Annotated in this window: 16 protein-coding genes and 1 tRNA gene; 10 read left to right on the plus strand and 7 right to left on the minus strand. The window is 70.7% G+C overall.

What is annotated here, in order from left to right; all coding sequences use genetic code 11:
- Positions 1-306 precede the first annotated feature (306 nt).
- Positions 307-732: a hypothetical protein gene (locus HFV08_RS08700; RefSeq protein ID WP_168537550.1), complete on the minus strand. Its 426-nt coding sequence runs from the start codon at positions 730-732 to the stop codon at positions 307-309.
- Positions 733-925: 193 nt separating this feature from the next.
- Positions 926-3658 (minus strand): DNA polymerase I, encoded by a 2733-nt coding sequence (gene polA / locus HFV08_RS08705; RefSeq protein ID WP_168537552.1) that lies wholly within the window; start codon positions 3656-3658, stop codon positions 926-928.
- Between the two features lie 150 nt (positions 3659-3808).
- Here polA and HFV08_RS08710 point away from each other — a divergent pair, with 150 nt between their 5' ends.
- The 7 genes from HFV08_RS08710 to HFV08_RS08740 all read left to right on the plus strand — a co-directional run bounded on the left by HFV08_RS08710 (position 3809) and on the right by HFV08_RS08740 (position 13070).
- On the plus strand, positions 3809-6088 hold the full coding sequence (locus HFV08_RS08710) for an FdhF/YdeP family oxidoreductase (protein WP_168537554.1): 2280 nt from the start codon (positions 3809-3811) through the stop codon (positions 6086-6088).
- Between the two features lie 50 nt (positions 6089-6138).
- Entirely contained in the window at positions 6139-6612 is a 474-nt protein-coding gene (locus HFV08_RS08715) for a PaaI family thioesterase (RefSeq protein WP_168537556.1), read from the plus strand.
- A gap of 674 nt (positions 6613-7286) precedes the next feature.
- Entirely contained in the window at positions 7287-8522 is a 1236-nt protein-coding gene (locus HFV08_RS08720) for a branched-chain amino acid ABC transporter substrate-binding protein (RefSeq protein WP_168537899.1), read from the plus strand.
- Positions 8523-8690: 168 nt separating this feature from the next.
- Positions 8691-9620 (plus strand): branched-chain amino acid ABC transporter permease, encoded by a 930-nt coding sequence (locus tag HFV08_RS08725; RefSeq protein WP_168537558.1) that lies wholly within the window; start codon positions 8691-8693, stop codon positions 9618-9620.
- A 5-nt stretch (positions 9621-9625) separates the two neighbouring features.
- On the plus strand, positions 9626-11434 hold the full coding sequence (locus HFV08_RS08730) for a branched-chain amino acid ABC transporter permease (RefSeq protein ID WP_168537560.1): 1809 nt from the start codon (positions 9626-9628) through the stop codon (positions 11432-11434).
- A gap of 5 nt (positions 11435-11439) precedes the next feature.
- Complete coding sequence (locus tag HFV08_RS08735; RefSeq protein ID WP_168537562.1) at positions 11440-12357, plus strand: ABC transporter ATP-binding protein; 918 nt, start codon at positions 11440-11442, stop codon at positions 12355-12357.
- Positions 12354-13070 carry an ABC transporter ATP-binding protein gene (locus HFV08_RS08740; RefSeq protein ID WP_040254516.1) on the plus strand — a complete coding sequence of 239 codons (717 nt, stop codon included), beginning with the start codon at positions 12354-12356 and terminating at the stop codon, positions 13068-13070. The genes HFV08_RS08735 and HFV08_RS08740 overlap by 4 nt, the downstream gene beginning before the upstream one ends.
- 143 nt (positions 13071-13213) lie before the next feature.
- Here the strand turns inward: HFV08_RS08740 and HFV08_RS08745 are convergent, their stop codons facing one another.
- Entirely contained in the window at positions 13214-13870 is a 657-nt protein-coding gene (locus HFV08_RS08745; protein WP_168537564.1) for an ANTAR domain-containing response regulator, read from the minus strand.
- 100 nt (positions 13871-13970) lie between these two features.
- Between HFV08_RS08745 and HFV08_RS08750 the strand changes: the two genes are divergently transcribed.
- Positions 13971-14043: transfer RNA gene (locus tag HFV08_RS08750), tRNA-Leu, on the plus strand.
- Between the two features lie 308 nt (positions 14044-14351).
- On the opposite strand, the gene pyk is transcribed toward HFV08_RS08750, so the two are convergent.
- Entirely contained in the window at positions 14352-15788 is a 1437-nt protein-coding gene (gene pyk / locus HFV08_RS08755; protein WP_168537566.1) for a pyruvate kinase, read from the minus strand.
- A 328-nt stretch (positions 15789-16116) separates the two neighbouring features.
- The gene (locus HFV08_RS08760) at positions 16117-16809 is read right to left on the minus strand and encodes an SIMPL domain-containing protein (protein WP_168537568.1); all 693 of its coding nucleotides are present in this window, start codon (positions 16807-16809) and stop codon (positions 16117-16119) included.
- Positions 16810-17029: 220 nt separating this feature from the next.
- On the opposite strand from HFV08_RS08760, the gene HFV08_RS08765 reads away from it, so the two are divergent.
- Entirely contained in the window at positions 17030-18838 is a 1809-nt protein-coding gene (locus HFV08_RS08765; protein WP_168537570.1) for a bifunctional metallophosphatase/5'-nucleotidase, read from the plus strand.
- Positions 18839-19474: 636 nt separating this feature from the next.
- The gene (locus HFV08_RS08770) at positions 19475-20074 is read left to right on the plus strand and encodes a MarR family winged helix-turn-helix transcriptional regulator (protein WP_168537572.1); all 600 of its coding nucleotides are present in this window, start codon (positions 19475-19477) and stop codon (positions 20072-20074) included.
- On the opposite strand, the gene HFV08_RS08775 is transcribed toward HFV08_RS08770, so the two are convergent.
- Positions 20025-21668, minus strand: coding sequence for a lysine N(6)-hydroxylase/L-ornithine N(5)-oxygenase family protein (locus HFV08_RS08775; RefSeq protein ID WP_168537574.1), 1644 nt, complete (start codon positions 21666-21668; stop codon positions 20025-20027). The genes HFV08_RS08770 and HFV08_RS08775 overlap by 50 nt on opposite strands.
- Positions 21665-22981, minus strand: coding sequence for a pyridoxal phosphate-dependent decarboxylase family protein (locus tag HFV08_RS08780; RefSeq protein ID WP_168537901.1), 1317 nt, complete (start codon positions 22979-22981; stop codon positions 21665-21667). Before HFV08_RS08780 ends, HFV08_RS08775 begins: the two co-directional genes overlap by 4 nt.
- Positions 22982-23022: the final 41 nt, after the last annotated feature.

Below are 23022 nucleotides of genomic sequence, written 5' to 3' on the forward strand. Positions count from 1 at the left end.
TCCCGTGGACCTGCCTCACACCTGTGCTCCCCCGCACGGCGTCCACCCGACACTACGCAACTTCGCCCGATCGGGCACCCATGGGCCGGGGTTTTCCTCCCCCTGGGGGGCCTCGGCCTTCCCGACGTCCGGTCAAGGGCGCAGGTCGGTTCGTTCTCCGGGGCCGAACAGGGGTACCGCGCGGGGCACTTTACGCGAGGCGGCGCCCCGCGGAATCCGTCCGCGGGGTGCGCATGCCCCGTCGTACGGACGCGGCGGGAGCCGGAGCGGTTCCACGGGCCGGGGAGGAATCCGGCCGGGCGGGGATCAGCTGGGGTGCGGTTCGCCGAGGGCGAGGCGGACGCTGCCGCCGGGGAGCCGGACGGTGACGGTCAGCACCCCCGCCTCACGGCCGCCGAGCCGGCGGCGCAGGCTCTCGGCGCGGCGCATGACGGTGTCGACGAGCAGGGTGCGCAGGCCGAGGCCCGAGTCGCAGCGGATCTTGCCGGCGGTGGGGCAGACCGTCCGGCCGCGGCCCCGCCGCAGCGCCCGGCGTCCGAGGTCCCGGCTTCGGGAGGGCAGCGTCCGCAGGTCGCGGGAGATCCGCGCGGCCGGTTGCGGATCGCGGGCCTCCTCGGTCGCGGTGCGCCGTTCGGCGCGGGTGTCGGCGGCGACCGCGGCGATCGGCACGAGCAGCGCCGAGAGCGCGACGGCAACGAAGGAGCGGCGCGTACGCCGGGTACAGGGACCCATGCCGCCCATCGTGGCCCCGGCCTCGCGGCACGGGCCCCCGCTCGTGGCCCGTCCGGGTGAGCGCCGGTGGTGACCGCCCGCTCACCCGAGGATGAAACCGCTGGTCACAGCCGCGTACGGCGCCTCTGACCGAGTCCGGCGGAGGCCGGCGGGCGGCCCGGTGGAGAGGTGCGGCCGGGGGCTGATGTCCGGGCTAGTGCGCGGCCGACTCCCAGTCCGGGCCGACACCCACCGAGACGTCGAGCGGGGCGCGCAGCCGGACGGCTCCGGCCATCTCCCGGCGCATGATCTCCTCGGCCTTCGCGCGCTCGCCGGGGGCGATCTCCAGCACGATCTCGTCGTGGACCTGGAGCAGCATCCGCGAGCTGAGCTGGGCCTCGGTCAGCGCCCGGTCGACGTTGTGCATGGCGATCTTGACGATGTCGGCGGCGGTGCCCTGGATCGGGGCGTTCAGCGCCATCCGCTCGGCGGCCTCCCGGCGCTGCCGGTTGTCGCTGTTGAGGTCCGGGAGATAGCGGCGGCGCCCGAAGAGGGTCTCCGTGTAGCCGGTGGCCCTGGCCTCGTCGACGACCCGGCGCAGGTAGTCGCGCACCCCGCCGAAGCGCTCGAAGTACGTCTCCATCAGTGCCCGCGCCTCGGCGGCCTCGATGTTCAGCTGCTGGGAGAGGCCGAAGGCGGAGAGTCCGTAGGCGAGTCCGTACGACATGGCCTTGATCTTGCGCCGCATCTCGGCGTCGACCGCGGAGCCCGCCACCGAGAACACCTGGGAGGCGACGGTGGTGTGCAGGTCCTCGCCGGAGGTGAAGGCCTCCAGCAGGCCCTCGTCCTCGGAGAGATGGGCCATGACGCGCAGCTCGATCTGGCTGTAGTCCGCGGTCATCAGGGCCTCGTACCCCTCGCCGACGACGAAGCCGCGGCGGATGGCGCGGCCCTCGTCGGTGCGCACCGGGATGTTCTGCAGATTGGGCTCGGTGGAGGAGAGGCGGCCGGTGGCGGCGACGGTCTGGTTGAAGGTGGTGTGGATCCGGGTGTCGGGGGCGATCGACTTGATCAGGCCCTCGACGGTGACGCGGAGCTTGGCCTGCTCGCGGTGGCGCAGCATGAGCACCGGCAGTTCGTGCTCGGTCTGGGCGGCGAGCCAGGCCAGCGCGTCCGCGTCGGTGGTGTAGCCGGTCTTGGTCTTCTTCGTCTTGGGCAGGGCGAGTTCGCCGAAGAGGACTTCCTGGAGCTGCTTGGGCGAGCCGAGGTTGAACTCGTGGCCGACGGAGGCGTGCGCCTCCTTCACGGCCTGCTGGACGGCGCCCGCGAACATCTCCTCCATCGCTTCGAGATGGGTGCGGTCGGCGGCGATGCCGTGCCGCTCCATGCGGGCCAGGAGCAGGGAGGTGGGGAGTTCGATGTCGCGCAGCAGATCGGCGGCGCCGACCTCCTGGAGCTTCTCGCCGAAGACCACGGAGAGGTCGAGCACCGCGCGGGCCTGCCACATCAGGGCGTCGGCCTGGGCCTGGTCCTCGGCCCCGAAGGCGAGCTGCCCGTCGGCGGCGGAGGCGGGCGCCAGCTCCCGGTGGAGGTACTCCATGGAGAGCGCGTCCAGGGCGAAGGAGCGGCGGCCCGGCTTGACGAGGTAGGCGGCGAGGGCGGTGTCGGTGGTGATGCCCTCGATGCCCCAGCCGTGCTCGGCGAAGACCCGCAGCGCGCCCTTGGCGTTGTGCAGCACCTTCGGCTTGGCGGGGTCGGCGAGCCAGTCGGCGAAGGCGCTCTCGTCGGCGGCGTCCAGCTCGGCGGGGTCGAACCAGGCGGCCGCTCCCCCGGCGGCGGCGAGGGCGACCTCGGCGACGTTCCCGCTGCCGAGCGCCCAGCTGTCGACGCTGGCGAGGCCGAGGACGGCCTTGCCGTGCTCGGCGAGCCAGGGGGCCAGCTCACCCGCGGCGAGCACCGTGCCGTCGATCTCGACGCCCTCGGCCAGCTCCTCCTGCTCGCTCTCCTCGGCGCCCGGGTCGACGGCGAGCAGCCGCTCGCGCAGCGAGGGGTTGCGGATCTCCAGGGTGTCCAGGACCAGCGCCACCGCCTTGCGGTCGTAGGGCAGGCGCTCCAGGTCGGCGACGGTCTTCGGCAGCTCCACGTCCCGCACCATCTCGGTCAGGCGGCGGTTGAGCTTGACCGACTCCAGGTGGTCGCGGAAGTTCTGCCCGGCCTTGCCCTTGACCTCCTCGGCGCGCTCCACCAGCTCGGCGAAGGAGCCGAACTGCTTGATCCACTTCGCGGCGGTCTTCTCGCCGACGCCGGGGATGCCGGGCAGGTTGTCCGAGGGGTCGCCGCGCAGCGCGGCGAAGTCGGGGTACTGCTGCGGGGTGAGGCCGTACCGCTCCTCGACCTGGGCGGGGGTGTACCGGGTGAGCTCGGAGACGCCCTTGGTGGGGTAGAGCACCGTGACGTGCTCGCTGACCAGCTGGAAGGAGTCCCGGTCGCCGGTGACGATGAGGACCTCGTACCCGGCGGCCTCGGCCTGGGTGGCGAGGGTGGCGATGACGTCGTCGGCCTCGAAGCCGTCGACGGCGAAGCGCTCGGCGTGCATCGCGTCGAGCAGTTCGCCGATCAGCTCGACCTGGCCCTTGAACTCGTCCGGGGTGGTGGAGCGGTTGGCCTTGTACTCGCTGAACTCCGCGGACCGCCAGGTCTTGCGCGAGACGTCGAAGGCGACGGCGAAGTGCGTGGGCGTCTCGTCGCGCAGCGTGTTCGCGAGCATCGACGCGAAGCCGTAGATCGCGTTCGTCGGCTGCCCGGTCTGGGTGGTGAAGTTCTCCGCGGGCAGCGCGAAGAACGCCCGGTACGCCAGCGAATGCCCGTCCATGAGCATCAGCCTCGGCCGGGCCTGGGCGCCCTGGTTCTCGGTCTGCTCGGTCTTCTTCGATGCTGTCTTGGCCACGCTCCGATCCTGCCACGCCCCACTGACAGCCGGTGCCACCCGCGGTGCCGGACCCCTGGCGCTGTCAGAGGCGCGTGGGAGGATTTGTGCGACAGCGAGGTCAGTCAGTACGGGTGCCGGGCGCGCCCGCGGCAGAAGGGGAGGCCGACGATGGCCGCCAAGGCACCCAAGGGCGATCCGGTCCAGGACGCGCCGCAGGTCAGCGGCCCCCGGCACGCCGCGGCGGGGCTGCCCGCGGTCGGGCACTCGCTGAAGATGGCCCAGCAGCAGATGGGCACCCGCCGGGCCGCGCTGACCCTGCTGAGCGTCAACCAGAAGAAGGGCTTCGACTGCCCGGGCTGCGCCTGGCCCGAGCCGGAGAAGCGGCACACCGCCGAGTTCTGCGAGAACGGCGCGAAGGCGGTCGCCGAGGAGGCCACCCTGCGGCGGGTCACCCCGGCGTTCTTCGCCGAGCACCCGGTGAGCGAGCTGGCCGGGCGCAGCGGGTACTGGCTCGGCCAGCAGGGCCGCCTCACCCACCCGATGTTCCTCGCGGAGGGCTCCGACACCTACGAACCGGTCTCCTGGACCCGCGCCTTCGACCTGATCGCCGAGGAGCTGGCCGCGCTCGGCTCGCCCGACGAGGCCGTCTTCTACACCTCGGGCCGCACCAGCAACGAGGCGGCCTTCCTCTACCAGCTCTTCGCCCGCGAGTTCGGCACCAACAACCTCCCCGACTGCTCCAACATGTGCCATGAGTCCTCCGGTTCGGCGCTCACCGAGACGCTCGGCGTCGGCAAGGGCAGCGTCCTCCTGGAGGATCTCTACGAGGCCGATCTGATCGTCGTCGCCGGGCAGAACCCGGGCACCAACCACCCGCGGATGCTCTCCGCCCTGGAGCGCGCGAAGGCGGGCGGCGCGAAGATCATCACGGTCAACCCGCTGCCCGAGGCGGGCATGGAGCGGTTCAAGAACCCGCAGACCGCCAAGGGCATGCTCACCGGGGCGCCGCTGACCGACCTGTTCCTGCAGATCCGCCTCGGCGGCGACCAGGCCCTCTTCCGCCTCCTCAACAAGCTGATCCTGGAGACCGAGGGCGCCGTCGACGAGCTCTTCGTACGCGAACACACCCACGGATTCGCCGAGTTCGCCGCGGCCGCCCGGGAGGCCGACTGGGCGCAGACGCTGCGGGCCACCGGCCTGGAGCGCGCCGAGGTGGAGAAGGCCCTCGCGCTGGTGCTCGCCTCCCGGCGCACCGTCGTCTGCTGGGCGATGGGCCTGACCCAGCACAAGCACGCGGTGCCCACCATCCGCGAGGTCGTCAACTTCCTGCTGCTGCGCGGGAACATCGGCCGCCGGGGCGCCGGGGTCTGCCCGGTGCGCGGCCACTCCAACGTGCAGGGCGACCGCACCATGGGCATCTTCGAGCGCCCGGCGCCCGCCTTCCTGGACGCCCTGGAGAAGGAGTTCGGCTTCGCCCCGCCGCGCGCCCACGGCCTGGACGTCGTCCGCTCCATCGAGGCGCTGCGCGACGGGAGGGCCGGGGTCTTCTTCGCCATGGGCGGGAACTTCGTGGCCGCGAGCCCCGACACCGAGGTCACCGAGGCGGCGATGCGCCGGGCCCGGCTGACCGTGCACGTCTCGACCAAGCTCAACCGCTCGCATGTGGTCACCGGCGCCCGGGCGCTGATCCTGCCGACCCTCGGCCGCACCGAGCGCGATGTGCAGGCGGGCGGCGAGCAGTTCGTCACCGTCGAGGACTCGATGGGCATGGTGCACGCCTCCCGCGGCGGGCTGAAGCCCGCGAGTTCCACCCTGCTCTCCGAGCCCGCGATCGTGTGCCGCCTGGCCCGCCGCGTGCTCGGCGAAGCCAGCCGCACCCCCTGGGAGGAGTTCGAGGGCGACTACGCGCGGGTGCGCGACCGGATCTCCCGGGTGGTGCCCGGCTTCGAGGACTTCGACGCCCGGGTGCGCGAGCCCGGCGGCTTCACGCTGCCGCACGCCCCGCGCGACGAGCGCCGCTTCCCCACCGCCACCGGCAAGGCCAACTTCACCTCGGCGCCGGTGACCTGGCCCCGGGTGCCCGAGGGGCGGCTGTTGCTGCAGACCCTGCGCTCGCACGACCAGTACAACACCACGATCTACGGGCTCGACGACCGCTACCGCGGCATCAGGAACGGCCGCCGCGTCGTCCTCGTCCACCCCGAGGACGCCCGCGCGCTCGGCCTCGCCGACGGCTGCTACGCCGACCTGGTCAGCGAGTGGGAGGACGGCACCGAGCGCCGCGCCGACGGCTTCCGGGTGGTGCACTACCCGACGGCCCGCGGCTGCGCCGCCGCCTACTACCCGGAGACCAACGTCCTGGTGCCGCTGGGCGCCACCGCCGACACCAGCAACACCCCCGCGAGCAAGTCGGTGATCGTACGGCTGGAAGAATCGCCAGCGCACTAAGCGTTCGCTTAGAGTCAGCGGAAGCATTCCCGTACGAAGGAGCCGGCGCCATGGGCGAGCAGAAGCATGTGAAGTTCCCGCAGGAGGTCGTCGAGGAGTACGCCTCCTTCGGGGTGGACCTGCCGGCCCTCTTCTCCGCCGGGCACCTCGGTACCCGGATGGGCATCGAGATCGTCGAGGCCTCCGCCGAGCGCGTGATGGGCACCATGCCCGTCGAGGGCAACACCCAGCCCTACGGACTTCTGCACGGCGGCGCCTCCGCGGTGCTCGCCGAGACCCTCGGCTCCATCGCCTCGATGCTGCACGGCGGCATCCGCAAGCTCGCCGTCGGCGTCGACCTCAACTGCACCCACCACCGCTCCGCCCGCAGCGGCCTGGTCACCGGCACCGCCACCCCGCTGCACCGGGGCCGCACCACCGCCACGTACGAGATCGCCATCGAGGACGAGCAGGGCAAGCGGGTCTGCAGCGCGCGCCTGACCTGTCTGCTGCGCGACCTCGAACCGTCGGAGCCGGAGGCCTGACCGCTGCGGCCGGGCGGCCCGGCGGGCGACGGAACAAAACAGCAGAAAGGCATGGCAACAAGGCGCGGACCGCTTCGGCTCGCGCCTTCGTCATTTCCCGGATCACCGCATCATCTCGGCACAATCGAAGCCGGATCGAGGCTTTCACACCCAGTTTCACAGGGTGATTGCCACACTCGGCACCTGGCCGGAAATGGATGCCCCATACCGCGACCGACGGCTCGCGCGCGCGGAATTCGCACAAGTCCGCACGCCATCGATCGCGGAATGTCGTCCAGAGACCCCCTGTCGTAACACTGGGTAACACGGGGGCAATACGCGGCCGTTCGCCCCAACCGCACCACCGGCCCCGGAAGCCGCCTCCCACCAGCGACGGAAGCCGGAAGCACCGGCCGGCGACGCCACGCATGACCGGAAGTGCACATTCTCAAAATGCGGACGACTGGCAAATTCCGGCAAACCGGCCAAGAATCCCCCGGCCAGAAGCGCTCAATACGGCGCGGCATAACAAGAAAGTCACAGCATGCCCTCGGCCACTGCCCCCACCCCTGATGGAGGCTTAGAGTCACGGCCAGTCACCGCTCCATGTGGGAGTTCGGTACCAACGCGGCACAAAACTGTCGAATCAAAGACGAGTGTGCCCGCGGAAAGGACTGATTGTGCGCCAGCGTTCCTTGCTGATCCTTACCTCCGTTCTCACCACCGGAGCCCTGAGCCTTACCGCATGCGGTTCGCGTGACGACGACGGCGGCGACAACTCCGGCGACGGCGAGAGCACCACGCTCACCATCGGCGTCGACGCCCCGCTGTCCGGCGAGAACTCCGCCACCGGTCTCGGCATCCAGTACGGCTCCCAGATCGCCGTCGACGACGCCAACAAGAAGAACCTCGTCCCCGGCGTCACGTTCAAGCTGAAGGCCCTGGACGACAAGGCCCAGCCCGCCACCGGCCAGCAGAACGCCTCCGCGCTCGTCGGCGACAAGACCGTCGTCGGCGCCGTCGGCCCGCTGAACTCCGGCGTCGCCCAGTCGATGCAGCAGGTCTTCAACGCCGCCAACCTGGTCCAGATCTCGCCGTCCAACACGGCGCCCGAGCTGACCCAGGGCAAGAACTGGCAGAGCGGCGACAAGAAGCGGCCGTACGCCTCGTACTTCCGCACCGCCACCACCGACGCCAACCAGGGCGGCTTCGCCGCGGCCTACGCCGTCAAGGACCTGAAGAAGAAGCGCGTCTTCGTCGTCGACGACAAGCAGGCCTACGGCGCCGGCCTCGCCAAGATCTTCAAGGAGCAGTTCGTCAAGCTCGGCGGCAAGGCGGCCGGCACCGACCACGTGAACACCGGCGACAAGGACTTCGGCTCCCTCGTCACCAAGATCAAGAACTCCAAGGCCGACATGGTCTACTACGGCGGCCAGTACGACGAGTCGCAGCTGATCACCAAGCAGCTCAAGGAAGCCGGGGCCAAGATCCCGCTCATGGGCGGCGACGGCATGTTCACGCCGACCTACATCAAGACCGCCGGCAAGGTCTCCGAGGGCGACCTCGCCACCTCGGTCGGCGTGCCCGCCGACACCCTGCCCAGCGCCCAGGACTTCATCAAGACCTACAAGGCCAAGAAGTACAAGGGCGACTACGGCACCTACGGCGGCTACTCCTACGACGGCGCCACCGCCATCATCAAGGCCGTCGGCGCGGTCAAGGACGCCAACGGCGGCAAGCTGCCCACCGGTGACGAGCTGCGCAAGAAGGTCCTCGAGGCCGTCGGCAAGTCCAACTTCGACGGCATCACCGGCACCGTCGCCTTCGACAAGTACGGCGACACCACCAACAAGCAGCTGACCGTCTACCAGGTCACCAAGGGTGAGTGGAAGGCCGTCAAGACCGACGAGTACACGGGCGAGGCCAACTGACGCCCCCAGCACCAACGGCACCACCGACGGGCCGCGCGGAAGGCAGACCCCACCGCGCGGCCCGACCCATAGGGAGCACAACCCGGTAATCGGACCGAGGTCCGACCTGACCGGACAACTCCCGGAAAACCACCCCTGCACACTTCCAGCGACAATGGAGGCCATGCGGTGAACACCCTGCCGCAGCAGCTGGCCAACGGGCTGCTCCTCGGCTCGATGTACGGGCTCATCGCCATCGGCTACACGATGGTGTACGGCATCGTCCAGCTCATCAACTTCGCCCACGGCGAGATCTTCATGACCGGCGGCTTCGGCGCGCTCAGCGTTTACCTCATCCTCCCCGACAGCATCAACATCTGGGTCGCCCTGCCCCTGATGCTGATAGGCGGCGGCCTGGTGGCCGTCCTCATCGCCGTCGGCGCGGAACGCTTCGCCTACCGACCACTACGAGGGGCGCCACGCCTCGCCCCTCTGATCACCGCCATCGGCCTCTCCCTGGCGCTCCAGGAGGCCATCCGCAACTTCTACCCGCAGGCCGACAAGCCGCGTGTCTTCCCCGAACTCGGCGAGGGCAGCTACGAGATCGGCAGCATCACCTTCAAGAACGCCGACCTCTTCCTCATCGTCGCCGCCGTCGTCTGCATGACCGGACTCGCGTTCTTCGTCCGCCGCAGCCGCACCGGACGCGCCATGCAGGCCACCGCGCAGGACCCCGACACCGCGCAGCTCATGGGCATCGACACCAACCGCATCATCGTCATCGCCTTCGCCATCGGCGGCTTCTTCGCCGCCGTCGCCTCCGTCGCGTACGGCGCCAAGTACGGCCACGTCGAATACCGCATGGGCTTCCTGATGGGCCTCAAGGCCTTCACCGCGGCCGTCCTCGGCGGCATCGGCAACATCTACGGCGCCATGGTCGGCGGACTCGTCCTCGGCATCGCCGAGGTCACCGCCAGCGCCTACATCGACGGCATCCCCGGCATGGGCGAGTTCGGCGGCTCCAGCTGGGCCAACGTCTGGGCGTTCTGCCTCCTCATCCTCGTACTCCTGGTACGGCCGCAAGGCCTGCTCGGCGAACGCGTCGCGGACAGGGCGTGATCCACATGACCACCGAAACCACCACCACGCCCGCCACGGCCACCAAGAGCGCGGCGTCCACGATCGTCCCGCTGCCCCTCGCGGCGGCCCGGGCCCTCACCCTCCTCGGCGGCATCGCCACCCTCGTCTCCACCTTCCTCGCCTGGACGTGGACCGACGAGTTCCCCGGCGACCTGACGGTCTACGCCTACCCCGGCGGCCTCCAGTGGATGACCTTCATCGCCGGAGCCCTCGTCACCCTCTATGCCCTGGAGTCCTACGGCGTCCCCGGGCTGAAGTGGCTCAACCCCGGCCGCAGCAACGCCCCGCTCACGCTCACCGCGCTGGGCGCCTTCGGCGTCACCTGGTTCACCGTCCTCGCCATCGCCATCACCCTCAACGGCCTGGTGAACCTCGAACCCGGCGCGTACGTCGCCGCGGTGGCCTCCGCGCTGCCGCTGCTCGGCGTGCTCGCCCTCCCGCAGGACCGCAGCGAAGGCCAGACCGACAAGGAAGCCTTCCTCGCCCGCATCGGCAAGCCCGACCGGATCGCCCCGGCCGCCCCGCTGAACGGCTGGCTGGAGCGCGGCGTCATCACCCTCGCCGCCGTCGCCGGGCTGTTCATCTTCACGTACGGCATCGACACCCCTTCCGACGAGGGCGAGACCTTCATCGGCTACCTGATCGTCGTCGTCTTCGCCGCCTGGGCCCTGCACAGCGCGGGCCTCCTCGACCGGCTCAGCAGGCTCGCCGCCGACAACCGGGCCTTCACCCTGGCCATGGGCTTCGTCGCCGCCATCGCCTTCCCCTTCACCCAGAGCGACGACCACTACGCCAACCTCGGCGTCAACATCCTGATCTTCGGAACCGTCGCCCTCGGCCTCAACATCGTCGTCGGCCTCGCCGGACTCCTCGACCTCGGCTACGTCGCCTTCCTCGGCGTCGGCGCCTACACCGCGGCCCTCGTCTCCGGCTCCGAGTTCAGCCGCTTCTCCGGCGTGCAGTTCCCCTTCTGGGCCGCCGCCCTCACCGGCGCCGCCGCCAGCCTCGTCTTCGGCGTCCTCATCGGCGCCCCCACCCTGCGGCTGCGCGGCGACTACCTCGCCATCGTCACCCTCGGCTTCGGAGAGATCTTCCGTATCGCCGTCAACAACATGGACGGCGTCTCCGGACCCAACATCACCGGCGGGCCCAACGGCATCTCCTCCATCCCCGACCTCAGCTTCTTCGGATTCAACTTCGGAGAGAGCCACGACATCGTCGGGTTCACGCTGGGCCGCTTCGCCAACTACTACCTGCTGATGGTCTTCATCATGGCCATCGTCGTCCTCGTCTACACCCGCGCCAGCGACAGCCGCATCGGCCGCAGCTGGATCGCCATCCGCGAGGACGAGACCGCCGCCACCGCCATGGGCATCAACGGCTTCCGGGTCAAGCTCATCGCCTTCGCCCTCGGCGCCAGCCTCGCCGGACTCGCCGGCACCGTCAGCGCCCACGTCACCTACAGCGTGGTCCCGACGCCGTACCAGTTCGCCGGATCCACGCCGCCCAACTCCGCCTTCCTGCTCGCCGCCGTCGTCCTCGGCGGCATGGGCACCGTCAGCGGACCCATCCTCGGCGCGGCCCTGCTCTACCTCATCCCCGAGAAGCTGACCTTCCTGCAGAACAAGAGCCTGCTCGTCTTCGGCATCGCCCTCGTCCTGCTCATGCGCTTCCGGCCGGAGGGCATCATCGCCAACCGCAGGCAGCAGCTCGAATTCCACGAGACCGGCCAACTCGACGTACCCACCACCGAACTCGGCACCGATACCTCCCTCAGCAAGGCGGGGGCGTAACCCTCATGACCACAGCTCCCACCAAGACCGCGACCACCACGGTCCTCCAGGCCAGCGGCGTCACCATGCGCTTCGGCGGACTCACCGCCGTCAAGGGCGTCGACCTCACCGTCAACAGCGGCGAGATCGTCGGCCTGATCGGCCCCAACGGCGCCGGCAAGACCACCTTCTTCAACTGCCTCACCGGCCTGTACGTGCCCACCGAGGGCACCGTCGCCTACAAGGGCACCGTCCTGCCGCCCAAGCCCCACCTCGTCACCAAGGCCGGCATCGCCCGCACCTTCCAGAACATCCGGCTCTTCGCCAACATGACCGTCCTGGAGAACGTGCTCGTCGGCCGCCACACCCGTACCAAGGAAGGCCTCTGGTCGGCCCTGCTGCGCGGCCCCGGCTTCAAGAAGGCCGAACGCGCCAGCGAGGAACGCGCCATGGAACTCCTGGAGTTCATCGGCCTCGACCACAAGCGCGACCACCTCGCCCGCAACCTGCCCTACGGCGAACAGCGCAAGCTGGAGATCGCCCGCGCCCTCGCCAGCGAACCCGGACTCCTCCTGCTCGACGAGCCCACCGCGGGCATGAACCCGCAGGAGACCCGCGCCACCGAGGAACTCGTCTTCGCCATCCGGGACAAGGGCACCGCCGTCCTCGTCATCGAGCACGACATGCGGTTCATCTTCAACCTCTGCGACCGCGTCGCCGTCCTCGTCCAGGGCGAGAAGCTCGTCGAAGGCACCAGCGACGTCGTCCAGAGCGACGAACGCGTCGTCGCCGCCTACCTCGGCACCCCCTACGAGGGCGCCCCCGAGGACGAGGCCCTGGGCGACGTCCAGTCCGCCGAGGCAGCCGCGGCCGCCCCGCGCACCGGCAAGACCGCCGAACCCCGCGCCGCAGGCGGGACCGGCACCGAAGGAGACGACAAGTGACCGCACTTCTCGAGGTCCAGGACCTCAAGGTCGCCTACGGCAAGATCGAGGCCGTCAAGGGCATCTCCTTCAGCGTCGAAGCGGGCCAGGTCGTCACCCTCATCGGCACCAACGGCGCCGGCAAGACCACCACCCTGCGCACCCTCTCCGGGCTCCTCAAGCCCTCCGGCGGCCGGATCCTCTTCGACGGCAAGCCGCTCAACGGCACCCCCGCGCACAAGATCGTCGCCCTCGGACTCGCCCACTCCCCCGAGGGCCGGCACATCTTCCCGCGCCTGAGCATCACCGAGAACCTGCAACTCGGCGCCTTCCTCCGCAAGGACGTCGAGGGCATCCAGAAGGACATCCAGCGCGCCTACGAGCTCTTCCCCATCCTCGGAGAACGCCGCAAGCAGGCCGCGGGCACCCTCTCCGGCGGCGAACAGCAGATGCTCGCCATGGGGCGCGCCCTGATGTCCCAGCCCAAGCTGCTCATGCTCGACGAACCCTCCATGGGCCTCTCGCCGATCATGATGCAGAAGATCATGGCGACCATCGCCGAACTCAAGGCGCAGGGCACCACCATCCTGCTCGTCGAGCAGAACGCGCAGGCCGCGCTCTCCCTCGCCGACCAGGGCCATGTCATGGAGGTCGGCAAGATCGTCGTCTCCGGCACCGGCTCCGACCTGCTCACCGACGAGTCCGTCCGCAAGGCCTACCTCGGCGAGGACTGACACCGGCACCCGCAAGCAGCGGCGAGGCCCGCTCCCCTGGCCGGGGGGCGGGCCTCGCTGCTGTTGCTCGCGGTCTCCGCGGTGCTGCCGCGGCCTCCGTGGTGCTGTCGGCCCCGATGCCCGGCGCCGGGCCGGGCGGGCGGCTACTGGCCGCCGCCCTTCGCCTTCTTCTCCTCGGAGTCCTGGATCACGGCCTCCGCCACCTGCTGCATCGAAAGGCGCCGGTCCATCGACGTCTTCTGGATCCACCGGAAGGCCGCCGGCTCGGTGAGCCCGTACTCCGTCTGCAGAATCGACTTCGCCCGGTCCACCAGCTTGCGGGTCTCCAGCCGCTGCGTCAGGTCCGCGACCTCCGCCTCCAGCGTCTTCAGCTCGGTGAACCGCGAGACGGCCATCTCGATCGCCGGCACCACGTCCGACTTGCTGAACGGCTTCACCAGATACGCCATCGCGCCCGCGTCCCGCGCCCGCTCCACCAGGTCGCGCTGCGAGAACGCGGTCAGCATGAGCACCGGCGCGATCGACTCCTCGGCGATCTTCTCGGCCGCCGAAATCCCGTCCAGGATCGGCATCTTGACATCGAGGATCACCAGGTCGGGCCGGTGCTCCCGGGCGAGCTCGACCGCCTTGGCCCCGTCCCCGGCCTCTCCGACGACGGTGTAGCCCTCCTCCTCGAGCATCTCCTTGAGGTCGAGACGGATGAGCGCCTCGTCCTCGGCGATGACGACACGCGTGGTGAGCGGAGGCACATGCGACTTGTCGTCGTCATTGACGGGCTGGGGCGGCTCGGGGGCGGTCACGGGAGCTCCTCGGTGCTGGCAGATACTGCTGCCATGAGGGTACCCAGCTGCGGTATGGTGATCGGGCAACGGGTACCCGTTGAACTTCGTTTCACAGGATGCCCCGGTAGTCCAGCGGTAGAGACACGGTGCTCAAACCACCGACAGCGTGGGTTCGAATCCCACCCGGGGCACTTTTTCCTTGAATTCCAAGGTCACAACATCAACGGATGTTGATCACTCGTTCGTGTTAATCGACTGAGATCAGCCGGGCACGTCGGTAATCCTTTCCCGCACAGTCGCCCATATCTACGACCTGGAAACCCGGCGTCGCGCCCTGGCACTCACAGGCCAGGGCCAGAGCCTCAATTCGGTGAGCGGGCAGACGGGAATTTCCCGCTCGGCTCCGCGCGCCTGGACCGTGCGCGCCGAGCCTCCGCAGCCCTCATGGACCGGCACCCCGGCCCCAAGTGCTGAGCCCTGACGGCGCATTGCGGCCCGTCTACTTCGGGCTGTCGTCCTCGCCGACATGGTGGACGCGGACCAGGTTGGTCGAGCCGGAGACGCCGGGGGGTGAGCCCGCGGTGATGACGACGATGTCGCCGCGCTTGCACAGGCCGAGGCGGAGGAGGTGTTCGTCGACCTGGTCGACCATGGCGTCGGTGGAGTCGACCTGGGGGCCGAGCAGGGTCTGCACGCCCCAGCTGAGGCCGAGTTGGGCGCGGGTGGCGGCGTCGGGGGTGAAGGCGAGCAGCGGGATCGGCGAGCGGTAGCGGGACAGGCGCCGGACGGTGTCGCCGGACCGGGTGAAGGCGACGAGGTAGCGGGCGCCGAGGAAGTCCCCGATCTCGGCGGCGGCGCGGGCCACGGCGCCGCCCTGGGTGCGGGGCTTGCTGCCGGCGGTGAGCGGCGGGAGGCCCTTGGCGAGGAGGTCTTCCTCGGCGGAGGCGACGATGCGGGACATGGTCTTGACGGTCTGGGCGGGGAAGCGCCCGATGCTGGTCTCGCCGGAGAGCATGACGGCGTCGGTGCCGTCGATGATGGCGTTGGCGACGTCGCTGGCCTCGGCGCGGGTGGGGCGCGGGTTGTCGATCATCGAGTCGAGCATCTGGGTGGCGACGATGACGGGTTTGGCGTTGCGCTGGGCGAGCTTGATGGCGCGCTTCTGCACCAGCGGGACCTGCTCCAGGGGCATCTCGACGCCGAGGTCGCCGCGGGCGATGAGGAGTCCGTCGAAGGCGGCCACGATGTCGTCGAGGTGCTCGACGGCCTGGGGCTTCTCCAGTTTGGCGAGGACGGGCAGGGTGCGTCCTTCCTCGCGCATGAGGCGGTGGACCTCGTCGATGTCCTCGCCGGTGCGGACGAAGGAGAGGGCGATGAGGTCGCAGCCGGTGCGCAGGGCCCAGCGCAGGTCGGTGCGGTCCTTGGCGGAGAGGGCGGGGACGGTGACGGCGGTGCCGGGGAGGTTGAGGCCCTTGTGGTCGGAGAGCAGGCCGCCGTCGGTGCACAGGGTGCGGATGCGGGGGCCGTCGATCTCGGTGACCTGGAGGGTGACCTTGCCGTCGTCGATGAGGATGTGGTCGCCGTGGTGCAGGTCGTTGGCGAGGTGGGGGTGGGTGGTGGCGCACTGGTGGTGGTCGCCGGGGGTGTGGGGGTCGGTGCTGAGGGTGAAGGTGTCGCCGGGTTCGAGGAGTACGGGGCCTTCGGTGAAGGTGCCGAGGCGGATCTTCGGGCCTTGAAGGTCGGCGAGGACGCCGATGCTGCGGCCGGTCTCCTCGGCGGCTTTGCGCACGTGGTGGTAGCGCTGTTCGTGGTCGTGGAGGGTGCCGTGGCTGAGGTTGAGCCGGGCGATGTCCATTCCGGCTTCGGCGAGGGCTTTGATCTGCTCGTATGTATCGGTGGCAGGGCCCAGGGTGCAGACGATTTTTGCTCGGCGCATGGTCCGAGCCTAGGCCTTACTTGTGGGTAGACATTCTTTTCCGCGTGACCGCCGAACGGCCTTTGCCCGAAGGGCTGTTGACAAGAGTTGAATATGTGAGGGGTGCCGCTCTTCTGAGCGGCCGATCTCCGCCGCCGGGGGTTCTCGTCGCGGTTTCCTGACCGTTTGCCGGAAGGAATGGCCGGGCGGTGCCGGATTCTCGGCGTACCGCGCTCGTCTGTGCTTTATGCGGCTCGTTTGCCGAGTTCATTACTTTCTCCGGCCCGGCGCGGGCGGGGCTCGATGCGCGGCCGGGTTCCAGCTCTCGCGGTCCTCCCGGGGCCTCGGGTCACAAGCGGGGCGGGTGGAGGGTGAAGCGGGCGTTGACCTGGGCGTGGACGGTCTGGCGCTGCGGTTCCAGGTCGAGCGGGGCGGGCTCCTCCTCCGCGTTGCCGCCGAGGGCGCGGCGGGCACCGCGGCCGGCGCGGCCGAAACCGGGCTGGGGCGCGGGGCTTTCGGCGCCGATGTCGGCGAGTTCGAGCAGGGAGTCGAGAGTGGTGCCGAGGGCCTCGGCGTATTCGCGGGCGCGCTGGACGGCCTCGCGGACGGCCAGCTGGCGGGCCTCGCGGTGGGCGGGCGAGTCGGGGTGGAGGTCCCACCAGGGTCCGCCGAGGCGGGTGAGTTCGTTCCCGGCGAGGCGGGTGGTGAGTTCGCCGAGGGCGGTGAAGTCGGTGAGGTGGGCGGTGAGATGGACGCGGCCGTGGTAGGCGCGGACGCGTTCGGTGCGGCCGTGGCGGCCGAGTTCGGGGGTGAGGGAGAAGGCGCCGGTCTCCAGTTTGTGGACGGCGTCCGCATAGCTCCGGACGAGTTCGAGGGTGGCGTTGTTGCGGCGGGTCAGCTGGGCGAGGGCGTCGTGCCGGTCGGTGCCGCGGGCGCTGACGGTGATGTCGAGGCGGGCGACCTCGGGGTCGACTTCGAGCCGCGCCTCACCGCGGACGGCGAGACGGGGTGCTTCGGGTGTGCCGTGCGGGGGGTGGGTCATGGCGGGCCCTTCTGCCGGTGAGGAGTTGGCGGTCACAGGTGGTGGCGGGGTGGGTCCACTGTGCATCGGCGGGGCGGCGAGGGAGGTGCCGGGCCGGGGATGGTTGCCTGTTCGGTATCGGGAGGGGGTGTTGCGGCGGGTGGGATTGCGCCAGAATCTACGCGCGTTGTGTCCGCGGTGGACGCGGCTGCGTGGTCCGTCGGTACGACTGGGAGTGGAAATGGCGCTCGGCAGAAGGAAGTTCCTGGGCAGTTCGGTCGCGGCAGGCGCGGGGGCGGGCCTGGTGGCCGCCGGCGCCCCGGCGGCGGAGGCGGCAGCGGGGAGCGCGGCGGGCCGCCACGGGCGCGAGCGGCGCTACTCCTTCACCGTGATGGGCACCACGGACCTGCACGGAAACGCCCTGAACTGGGACTACTTCACCGACAAGGAGTACGACGACAAGGACCACAACGACGTGGGCCTGGCGAAGATCTCCACGCTGGTCTCGCAGGTGCGCCGTGAGAAGGGCGCCCGCAACACCCTCCTCATCGACGCGGGCGACACCATCCAGGGCACCCAGCTCTCGTACTACTACGCGCGGGTCGACCCGATCACCGCGCAGCACGGCCCGGTGCATCCGATGGCCAAGGCGATGAACGCGATCGGCTATGACGCGGCGGCGCTCGGCAACCACGAGTTCAACTACGGGATCCCGGTGCTGCGGAAGTTCGAGGAGCAGTGCGATTTCCCGCTGCTCGGCGCCAACGCGCTGGACGCGCGGACCGAGCGGCCCGCTTTCCGGCCGTATGTGATGAAGCGGCTGCGGACGCCCTGCGGCCGGGATGTGCGGGTGGCGGTGCTCGGTCTGACGAATCCGGGGATCGCGATCTGGGACAAGGCCAATGTGCAGGGCAAGATGACCTTTCCCGGTCTGGAGGAGCAGGCGGCGAAGTGGGTGCCGAGGCTGCGTTCGATGGGCGCGGATGTGGTGATCGTCTCGGCGCATTCGGGGGCGAGCGGGACCTCTTCGTGGGGTGACCAACTGCCGTATGTGGAGAACGCGGCGGGTCTGGTGGCCGAGCAGGTGCCGGGGATCGACGCGATTCTGGTGGGGCACGCGCATCTCGAGGTACCCGAGTATTTCGTGACGAACAAGGAGACCGGGAAGCAGGTCGTCCTCTCGGAGCCCGCGAAGTGGGGGCAGCGGCTGACGCTCTTCGATTTCGAGGTGGTGTGGTCGCGGGGCCGCTGGGTCGTTCAGAGCGCGGGCGCGAAGGTCCTGAACTCCAATACGGTGCCCGAGGACAAGCGGATCTCCGGAATGCTCACGAAGGAGCACAAGAAGGTCGTCGCCTATGTGAACCAGGTGATCGGCACGAACAAGACGGAGATGTCCTCGGCCGAGGCCCCGTACAAGGATGTGCCGATCATCGATCTGATCAACCACATCCAGGCGGCCACGGTGAAGGAGGCGCTGGCCGGTACGGAGTACGCCGAGCTTCCGGTGCTCTCGCAGGCGGCGTGCTTCTCGCGGGCGGCGGTGATTCCGGGCGGCGAGGTGACGATCCGGGACGTGGCCGGTCTCTACACCTTCGAGAACACCCTGGAGGCGCGGCTGATGACGGGCGCGCAGCTCCGCGCCTATCTGGAGTTCTCCGCGAACTATTTCGTGCAGACCGCCGCCGACGCCCCGGTGGACCCGGCGAAGCTGACGAACGCCGACAACATCCCGGACTACAACTACGACGTGGTGGGCGGCCTTTCGTACGAGATCGACGTGGCGAAGGCCGCGGGGTCGCGGGTGGCGGAGCTGATGTTCGACGGGAAGCCGCTGGACGACAAGGCGGAGTTCGTGCTCGCGGTGAACAACTACCGGGCGAGCGGGGGCGGGAACTTCCCGGGTGTGGCCGGCGCGAAGCAGCTGTGGGCCAATTCGGAGGAGATCCGCAACACGATGATCACCTGGGTGAAGGAGAAGGGCGAGATCGACCCCGCGGAGTTCGCCGCGGTGGAGTGGAAGCTGACCCGGGACGGAACTCCGGTGTTCTGAGCGGGGATCACGGAATGCGGGGTCGCTGACTTTCGCGCTCGCCGACTTGGCGATCGCCGGGTTTCGGGGGCGGTGGCTTTCGGGGGCGGCTTTCGGGAAGCGGTGGCTTTCCCGGGCGGCTGCTCTTCGAGGTCGCCGGCTCGCGAGGGCCGGTTGGCTCTCGGAGGTCTTCGGATCCCCGGTTTCGTGTTCCTTCGGATCGCGCGGATTTCCGGGCGTCCGGTGCTTTGGGTTCTCTCCGGCTCGCGTCCGGCGCGGCAGGCCTTCGGGGCTTGCGGCGCGGGTGCTGAGGCGGGGTGGTGCGGCCGCGGCCGGCAGTTGGGTGGACTGCCGGTCGCGGTCTTTTGTATGCCCGGACGGAGGCCGGTCGGGGCACGGGCCAGGAGCCGGTGCCGAGGTGCCCGAGAGGGAGTTGTCCACAGGTGGGTGGGAGGGCGCCGGAGGCAGGTATAGGCTTGGCAAAGGCCGGGTAATGACGGCCTCTGTTCGCCTCTTCGGTGGCCGGGGGCCGTGCCTGTGGCACCGGTCCGGTCCGGGCGGGGGCCGGTAGGGGGTCACGACCGGGTGCAGGGGCGGGTGCGGTGCAGCGGTTGCCGCTGCCCCGGCGGGAACCATCGGAAGGGTACGACGAGCCGTATGACCGAGCAGAGCAGTCTGACGGGTCCCCAGCCGGGGGGCGGTGAGCAGATCGGCCGACAGGTCGACGAGGCCGAGGAGGTCGCGCTGGCCGTGACCGCGGTCTCCCGCCTCTTCGTGGAGATATCGGCTCGTTCGCTGGCCTCGGTCGACGGAACCCTGACCCTGCCGCAGCTGCGCGCGCTGGTGGTCCTGGAGCGCTGCGGACCCGTGAAGCTGGCGGCGCTGGCCTCGGTCCTCGGGGTCAATCCCTCGACGGCGCTCAGGATGGTGGAGCGGCTGGAGGCCCAGGACCTCGCGCACCGGGCGCCCAATCCGGGCAACCGCCGCGAGGTGGTGCTGCGGATGAGCGCCAAGGGCCAGTCCCTGGTCGACCGGGTGCTGCGGCACCGGCAGCGGGAGATACGCGCCCTGGTGGACCGGCTCCCGGCCGGGGACCGCCCCCAGTTGCTCGCCTCGCTGCATGTGCTGGCGCGGGCGGCGGGCGGGCAGGTGGACGAGGACCCGCTGGACGAGGTGCGCCGGGTCGCCGGTCTCGTCGACGATCCGCTCAATCCCTCACCGCGGGCGGGGGGCCGGCTGCGTCCCGCGGAGTCCTGAGCGCGGACCCCGCCGAGTCGGGCGGGGGGACGGTGATGCCCGGCGGGGCGGTGGGGCTCCCGGCGGGGGCGGACTCAACCGCGGGTACGGGCGCGGGTGCCGGTACGGATCCAAGCGCGCGTACGGACCCGGGTGCGGACCCCTTTCCGGTCCCGGAAGCGGATGCGGTCCCCGGTGGCGTCCCAGGTGTCCCGGATGTCCTGGGCATCCCGAGTGTCCCTGCCGTCCCGGGTGCGGATGCCGTCGGCTGGTGCAGGCCGAAGCGGGTGAAGGCGGTGCGCTGCGGCAGCGGGTAGGCGGTGGTGCCGGTGAGGGCGTTGAGGATGGTGGCGCTGCGCCAGGCGGCGAGCCCGAGGTCGGGTGCGCCGACGCCGTGGGTGTGCCGTTCGGCGTTCTGTACGTAGATGTTGCTGCCGCCGCGGGTGAGCGCGGGGTCGAGGGCGAGCCGGTAGTGCGCGTCCACGGCGAGGCGCCCCGAGCTGTCGCGCCGCAGGTGGGGTTCGAGGGCGCCGAGGAGCTGGTCGAGGGGGCGTTCGCGGTAGCCGGTGGCGAGGACGACGGCGTCGGTGGTGTGGCGGGTGCGGGTGCCCTGGCGGCCGTGTTCCAGGTGGAGTTCGATGCGGCCGTCGCCGACGCGGCCCGCGGTGCGGACGGTGACGCCGGGGGTGAGGGTGGCGTCCGGCCAGTGGCCGTTGAGGGTGCGCCGGTACAGCTCGTCGTGGATGGCGCCGAGGGTGCCGCTGTCGATGCCCTTGTGGAGTTGCCACTGCCGGGGCAGCAGGCTGTCGCGGGCGCTCTCGGGCAGCTGGTGGAAGTAGCGGGTGTAGTCGGGCGTGAAGTGTTCGAGCCCGAGCTTGGAGTACTCCATGGGCGCGAAGGCCTCGGTGCGGGCCAGCCAGTGGAGTCGTTCGCCGCCGGTGGGCCTGCGTCTGAGGAGGTCGAGGAAGACCTCGGCGCCGGACTGCCCGGAACCGATGACGGTGACATGGCCCGCGGCGAGGAGCCGGTCGCGGTGGCGGAGGTAGTCCGCGGAGTGCAGCACCAGGGTGCCCGGGGAGTCGGCGAGGGGCCGCAGGGCGCCGGGCAGATGGGGCGCGGTGCCGATGCCGAGGGCGAGGTTCCTGGCGTGGGTACGGCCGAGGGACTCGGTCTCGCCGTCGGCGCCGAGGCGGGAGTAGTCGACCTCGAAGTGGGCGTGGGCGCTGTCCCAGCGGACGGCCTCGACGCGGTGGCCGAAGTGCAGCGCGGGCAGGTGCTCGCTGACCCAGCGGCAGTAGGCGGCGTATTCGGCGCGGTCGATGTGGAAGCGCTCGGCGAAGTAGAAGGGGAACAGCCGCTCGCGGTGGCGCAGATGGCTGAGGAAGCTCCACCGGCTGGCGGGGTCGGCGAGGGTCACCAGGTCGGCGAGGAAGGGGACTTGGAGGGTGGTGCCCTCGATGAGCAGCCCGGGGTGCCAGGCGAAGGCCGGGTTCTGGTCGTAGAAGGCGGTGCCGAGGGTGGTGAGGGGCTGGGCGAGGGCGGCCAGGGAGAGGTTGAAGGGGCCGATGCCGATGCCGACCAGGTCGTGGGGGGCGGTTTCGCTGGTGCTCGTCACGGGAGGTTTCCTTCCACCAGTTTGAGGAGTGCGGCGAGGTCGCCCGGCTGGGTGTGCGGGTTGAGGAGGGTGGCCTTGAGCCAGAGGCGGCCTCCGTGGCGGGCCCGGCCGAGGACGGCGTGCCCCGCGCCGAGCAGGTCCCTGCGGACGGCGGCGAGGGTGCGGTCCTCGATGCCGGTCGGGCGGAACAGGACGGTGCTGAGGGCGGGCTCCGCGCAGAGGGTGAAGCGGGGGTGGGCGGCCACCAGGCGGGCCAGTTCGCGGGCCTGGGCGCAGACATGGTCGGTGAGGGCGCCGAGTCCTTCGCGGCCGAGTGCGCGCAGGGTGACGGCGATCTTGAGGATGTCGGGGCGGCGGGTGGTGCGCAGTGAGCGCCCGAGGATGTCGGGCAGCCCGGCCTCGGTGTCGTCGTCGGCGTTGAGGTAGTCGGCGCGGTGGTCGAGGGCGGCGAGCTCGGAAGGGTCGCGGCTGGTGAAGAGTCCGGCGGCGACCGGCTGCCAGCCGAGTTTGTGCAGGTCGAGTGCGGTGGTGTGGGCGCGGTCGAGGCCGGTGAGGAGTCCGCGGTGGCGGGCGCTGAACAGGAGGGCGCCGCCGTAGGCCGCGTCGATGTGCAGGCGGGCGCCGTGCCGGGCGGCGGTGTCGGCGAGCGCGTCGAGGGGGTCGATGAGCCCGGCGTCGGTGGTGCCCGCGGTGGCGGCGGCGAGCAGGTTCGGGTGGCCGTCGAGTCCGGCGAGCGCGGCGCCGAGGGCTTCGGGGCGCAGGGTGCCGTCCGGGGTGGGGACGGTCAGCGGCGGGGGCTGGCCGAGGAGCCAGGCGGCGCGGTGCAGCGAGTGGTGGGCGTTGGCGCCGCAGACCACCTGGACGGGGCCGGGGCGAAGCTCCCGGGCGAGCAGTACGGCGAGTTGGTTGGCCTCGGTGGCGCCGGTGGTGACCAGGGCGTCGGCGGCGGGGTGGACCTCGGCGGCGAGGGCCCGGGTGACGAGGGCTTCGAGCGCGGAGGCGGCGGGGGCCTGGTCCCAGGAGTCCATCGAGGGGTTGAGCGCCGAGGCGGCCAGGTCGGCGGCGGTGGCCACGGCGAGCGGGGGGCAGTGCAGATGGGCGGCGCACAGCGGGTCGGCGGGGTCGGCGGCGCCCTCGGCGACGGCGGTGACGAGGCTGTGCAGGGCGGGGTGGGCGCCGATGCCCTGCTCGGGCAGGGCGGTGCCGAGGGCCCGGCGGACGCGGGCGGCCACCGCCTCGGGTCCGCCCGCGGGCAGCGGGCCCTGTCGCCGCAGGGCGCCTTCCTGGAGGGCGGCGAGGACGGTGTCGAGCATCGGGCGCAGGGCGGTCGGGCCTGCGGCCCCTCCGGCGAGAG

The sequence above is a fragment of the Streptomyces physcomitrii genome (genome assembly GCF_012273655.1).
Classification (GTDB): domain Bacteria; phylum Actinomycetota; class Actinomycetes; order Streptomycetales; family Streptomycetaceae; genus Streptomyces; species Streptomyces physcomitrii.

Bases quoted from the DNA above. Each gene is read 5' to 3' on its own strand.
- HFV08_RS08715 (WP_168537556.1), top strand. From the start codon at position 6,139: ATGGGCGAGCAGAAGCATGTGAAGTTCCCGCAGGAGGTCGTCGAGGAG.
- HFV08_RS08730 (WP_168537560.1), top strand. From the start codon at position 9,626: ATGACCACCGAAACCACCACCACGCCCGCCACGGCCACCAAGAGCGCG.
- HFV08_RS08710 (WP_168537554.1), top strand. From the start codon at position 3,809: ATGGCCGCCAAGGCACCCAAGGGCGATCCGGTCCAGGACGCGCCGCAG.
- pyk (WP_168537566.1), bottom strand. From the start codon at position 15,788: ATGCGCCGAGCAAAAATCGTCTGCACCCTGGGCCCTGCCACCGATACA.
- HFV08_RS08700 (WP_168537550.1), bottom strand. From the start codon at position 732: ATGGGTCCCTGTACCCGGCGTACGCGCCGCTCCTTCGTTGCCGTCGCG.
- HFV08_RS08760 (WP_168537568.1), bottom strand. From the start codon at position 16,809: ATGACCCACCCCCCGCACGGCACACCCGAAGCACCCCGTCTCGCCGTC.
- HFV08_RS08765 (WP_168537570.1), top strand. From the start codon at position 17,030: ATGGCGCTCGGCAGAAGGAAGTTCCTGGGCAGTTCGGTCGCGGCAGGC.
- HFV08_RS08735 (WP_168537562.1), top strand. From the start codon at position 11,440: ATGACCACAGCTCCCACCAAGACCGCGACCACCACGGTCCTCCAGGCC.
- HFV08_RS08780 (WP_168537901.1), bottom strand. From the start codon at position 22,981: ATGCTCGACACCGTCCTCGCCGCCCTCCAGGAAGGCGCCCTGCGGCGA.
- HFV08_RS08770 (WP_168537572.1), top strand. From the start codon at position 19,475: ATGACCGAGCAGAGCAGTCTGACGGGTCCCCAGCCGGGGGGCGGTGAG.